Origin of the sequence: Streptomyces sp. FH025 (genome assembly GCF_017427025.1) — a bacterium.
Classification (GTDB): Bacteria; Actinomycetota; Actinomycetes; order Streptomycetales; family Streptomycetaceae; genus Kitasatospora.
In genome coordinates this window covers 1-3,666 of the sequence record NZ_JAFLNG010000735.1, presented here as the reverse complement: position 1 = coordinate 3,666, position 3,666 = coordinate 1, and the positions used below count along the sequence as shown (strand labels likewise).

Here is a 3,666-nt window from a genome sequence, read left to right as displayed (position 1 = left end):
CCTCGCCCTGCGCGATCGCCAGATCGCCAACCTGGCCGCGCTCACCGCCCTCGGCGGCGTCGAGCCGCAGCTCGCCGACCACGTCCGCAACAGCCTGCGGATCGGGCTGACGCGGGAGGAGATCACCGAGGTCATCGTCCACCTCGCCCCCTACGTCGGCGTCCCCAAGGCGCTGGCCGGCCTCCGCGTCGCCACCGCCACCTTCGCCGCCACCGGCTCGAAGCCCGCCACCGGCTCGAAGCCCGCGTCAGACGAGCAGCCGACCAGCGACGAGCAGCCCGCCGCCGAGGCGGAAGCGGCCCCCGGGGCCCGCGGATGAGCACCCCCGCCGCCCGTACGGCACGCACCGTGCGGACCGTTCTCGGCGACCTCGACCCCGCCGAGCTCGGCGTCACCGACTCCCACGACCATCTCTTCATCCGCAGCCCCCTGCTCCCCGCCCAGGAGCTGAACGACCCGGCCGCCGCCGAGGACGTCCTGCGCGCCTACGCCGCCGCGGGCGGACGCACCCTCGTCCAGTGGACCCCGTGGGGCATGGGCCGTGGCGCGGACTCCCTCACCGGGCTCTCCCGTACGACCGGCGTCCAGGTGGTCGCCGCCACCGGCGCGCATCAGGCGGTCCACTACTCCTCGGGCGCCCTTCCCGCCCCCGGAGACTTCGGCGCCGCCGGAGACTCCGGTGACCTCGCCGAACGGTTCGTCGCCGAGCTCACCGGCGGACTGCCCGGCGCACCGGAGGGCGTTCGGGCCGGGCTGATCAAGGTCGCGGACGACCCGGGGCCCACCACCCGGCACACCCGCCGGACGCTGGCCGCCGCCGCCCGGGCGCACCACGCCACCGGCGCCCCGATCGCCGTCCACCTCGAACCCGACGGCGATCCGCACGGCGTCCTGGAGCGGCTCAGCGGCCGCCATGGCGTCCGGCCCGACCGGATCGTCCTCGGCCACCTCACCCGGTTCACCGACCGTTCGCTGCACCGCAGCCTGGCCGCCGAGGGCGTCCACATCGCGCTGGACAGCCCGTCCAGGCTCGGCCACCCCGCCGACCTACAGGCCTTCGACGTGATCGCCGACCTGGTCGAGGCGGGCCACGCCGACCGGCTGTTGCTCGGCGCCGACACCACCACCCGTACGGCCCGCCAGGCCGGCGGCCCCGCCCGGCTGCTCACCGACCTCGCCCCGCGCCTGGCCCGCAGCTTCGGTCCCGAGCTGCCCGACCGGCTCCTCGTCGCCAACCCGGCCGCCGCCTTCGCCGCCGACTGGCGCACACCCTGAAGCGGGCCGGTCCCGAGAAGAACCGGCCCGGAGCGTGCCCGCCCGGGTGGCCGGGTCCGCCCACCGGGGTCCGAACCCGGGCGGCCCCTGCCGGACCACGCCCCGGAAAGGCGGCCCAGGCCGTGCACTCCTAACTCACCCCGCCCGGCTCGCCGTCGCGGCCCTCGCGCTCCGCCTCTCCGGCTATCACGCGGCGCCGGCGCCACCGTCCTTGGCCACGTCGGCCGGGCGGGAGTGACCGGCCACCGGCCCGTACCGGATCCGGTGCGCGGTGCAGGGCGCCCTGCCGGTGAGATGCTCGGACCGGCCGCCGTCCGGTCGCCACATCGGTGCCGGGACCGGCTGACGGCGCCTCCGCGCGTCCGTACCGTGGGGGTCATGCCGACTCTCCGGACCCTGACGGCCGACGACTGGCCGCTCTGGCGCGACCTGCGCCTCGCCGCCCTGACCGACGCGCCGCACGCCTTCAAGAGGGGCCTGGCGGACTGGCACCGGGGCGGCGAGGAACGCTGGCGGGCCCGGCTCCACCTCCCGGGCGCCCTCCACGTCGCCGCGCTGCTCGACGGCCTCCCGGTCGGCCTGGTCGGCGGTGTCCCGGGTGAGGCGGACGACGTACGGGAGCTGCGCTCGCTCTGGGTCGGACCGCGGGCGCGCGGCCGGGGCGTCGCGGACCGGCTGATCGAGGAGGTCGAGCGCTGGGCCCGAGCCACCGGCGGCCGCACGCTGCGCCTCGCCGTGCTCCCCGGCAACGAACCCGCGCTCGCCCTCTACCACCGCCACGGATTCGTCCCGCTCGCGGAGCCCGGCGAACCGCTCGACGACGGGGTCACTCGCGAGCTGCTCCTGGCCAAACCGCTGACCTGACCCCGCCCGGCCCCGCGTGCCCCGCCGGAGGAAACACGGCGGGGCCTGTGCCGTAGGGGGGATGGCACAGGCCCCGCCGCCAACCGGACCGACGGGTCACATGTGGGTGCCGCCGTCGATGCGGAGCTCGGTGCCGGTGACGAACGCGCCGTCGTCGGAGGCGAGCATGGCGATCACGCCGGCCACCGTCTCGGGGCCCGCGAAGCCCTGGCCGATGGCGGGGGAGAGCTTGGCGAGCAGGCTGAAGTCGGCGTCGGCGGGCAGGCCGGGGTTGTGGGTCATGCCGCTGTCGATGCTGCCCGGCGCCACGCAGACCGCGCGCAGGCCCTGCTTCGAGTACTCCGAGGCGATCGCGTGGGTGAAGGACTGGATGCCGCCCTTGGTCGCGGCGTACGCGGCCATGTAGGGGTGGGCGAAGCTCGCGGAGGTGGAGCTGAAGTTGACCACCACGCCCTTGCCGTTCGCGAGAAGCGCGGGGAGCGCCTCGCGGGTCATCAGGAAGGTGCCGGTCAGGTTCACCGCGAGGAGCTTGTTCCAGAACTCCAGGGTGGTCTCGTGGGTGTGCGAGGAGCGGAGGATGCCGGCCGCGTTGACCAGGACGTCCAGGCCGCCCAGACCCGCGATCGCCTCGGCCACGCCCGCGACCACGGCGGTCTCGTCCGAGATGTCCAGGGCCCGGATGGTCAGACGGTCCGCGGTGCCGTCGGCGGTCGCCCGGTCCAGGGTCTTCTTCAGGCCGTCCTCGTTGACGTCGACGGCGACGACCTTCCCGCCCTCGGCGAGGATCCGGTGCACGGTCGCCTGGCCGATGCCCGAGCCGCCGCCGGTGATGAGGACGTTCCGTCCGCTGAAGCGCTCCATGGTGGTACTCCGTTCGTTCGTGGTCTCTCGACCTCGAGAGGCACGGTACGCCTTTCTGGCATGTTGTGCCAATAAGTCCTGTGGTGACGAATTGACGTGACGTGTCAGAAGGAGCTTCGCCTGCGTACGCTGACCCTGTGACCGGACGCCCCACCCTGACCCAGCGCCGCCGTGACGCCACCCGGCTGGACATCGCCCGCACCGCCGCCGCGCTCTTCGCCCGGCAGGGCGCCGAGGCGACGACCGCCGAGGAGATCGCCCTCGCCGCGGGCATCTCGCTGCGCACCTTCTACCGCTACTTCTCCGTCAAGGAGGACGCCGTCGCGCCGCTGCTCGCGGCCGGCGGGCAGCGCTGGGTGGAACTGCTGACGGAGAGCTCGGCGGACCTGCCGCTGCGCGAGGCGCTGGAGCGGTCGGCGGTCGAGTCGCTGACCCCGGCCGACGACGCGGCCGTCGAGGCGATGCACTGGACCCGCAGCCTGCTGCGCGACCCGCGACTGGACGGCACCTGGCAGCGGGTGCACTCGGGTTCGGAGGAACGGCTGCGGACCGTTCTCGCCGAGCGCTGCCCGGGAGGAGTCGACCCGCTGGAGATCCGACTGGCGGCCGCCGCCGCGACCGCGGCCATCCGGGTGGCCCTGGAGCAGTGGGCCTCCTCCGACGCCG

General features: G+C 75.0%; 5 protein-coding genes. 4 read left to right on the top strand and 1 reads right to left on the bottom strand.

Annotation, left to right across the window (positions count from 1 at the left end):
* The 3 genes from J0670_RS32965 to J0670_RS32955 all read left to right on the top strand — a co-directional run.
* The coding region (locus J0670_RS32965) for a carboxymuconolactone decarboxylase family protein (RefSeq protein WP_207815819.1) at positions 1 to 319 on the top strand (319 nt) is incomplete at its 5' end.
* The gene (locus J0670_RS32960) at positions 316 to 1,275 is read left to right on the top strand and encodes a phosphotriesterase (RefSeq protein WP_207815818.1); all 960 of its coding nucleotides are present in this window, start codon (positions 316 to 318) and stop codon (positions 1,273 to 1,275) included. The genes J0670_RS32965 and J0670_RS32960, both read left to right, overlap by 4 nt.
* Before the next feature lie 378 nt (positions 1,276 to 1,653).
* Positions 1,654 to 2,139, top strand: coding sequence for a GNAT family N-acetyltransferase (locus J0670_RS32955; protein ID WP_207815817.1), 486 nt, complete (start codon positions 1,654 to 1,656; stop codon positions 2,137 to 2,139).
* 96 nt (positions 2,140 to 2,235) lie between these two features.
* Here the strand turns inward: J0670_RS32955 and J0670_RS32950 are convergent, their stop codons facing one another.
* Positions 2,236 to 3,000: an SDR family NAD(P)-dependent oxidoreductase gene (locus J0670_RS32950; RefSeq protein ID WP_207815816.1), complete on the bottom strand. Its 765-nt coding sequence runs from the start codon at positions 2,998 to 3,000 to the stop codon at positions 2,236 to 2,238.
* 137 nt (positions 3,001 to 3,137) lie between these two features.
* Here J0670_RS32950 and J0670_RS32945 point away from each other — a divergent pair.
* A partial coding sequence (locus J0670_RS32945; RefSeq protein WP_207815815.1) for a TetR/AcrR family transcriptional regulator occupies positions 3,138 to 3,666 on the top strand: 529 nt, incomplete at its 3' end.

Excerpts from the sequence above, each read along its gene's own strand:
- J0670_RS32960 (WP_207815818.1), top strand. The coding sequence starts at position 316 with ATGAGCACCCCCGCCGCCCGTACGGCACGCACCGTGCGGACCGTTCTC.
- J0670_RS32955 (WP_207815817.1), top strand. The coding sequence starts at position 1,654 with ATGCCGACTCTCCGGACCCTGACGGCCGACGACTGGCCGCTCTGGCGC.
- J0670_RS32950 (WP_207815816.1), bottom strand. The coding sequence starts at position 3,000 with ATGGAGCGCTTCAGCGGACGGAACGTCCTCATCACCGGCGGCGGCTCG.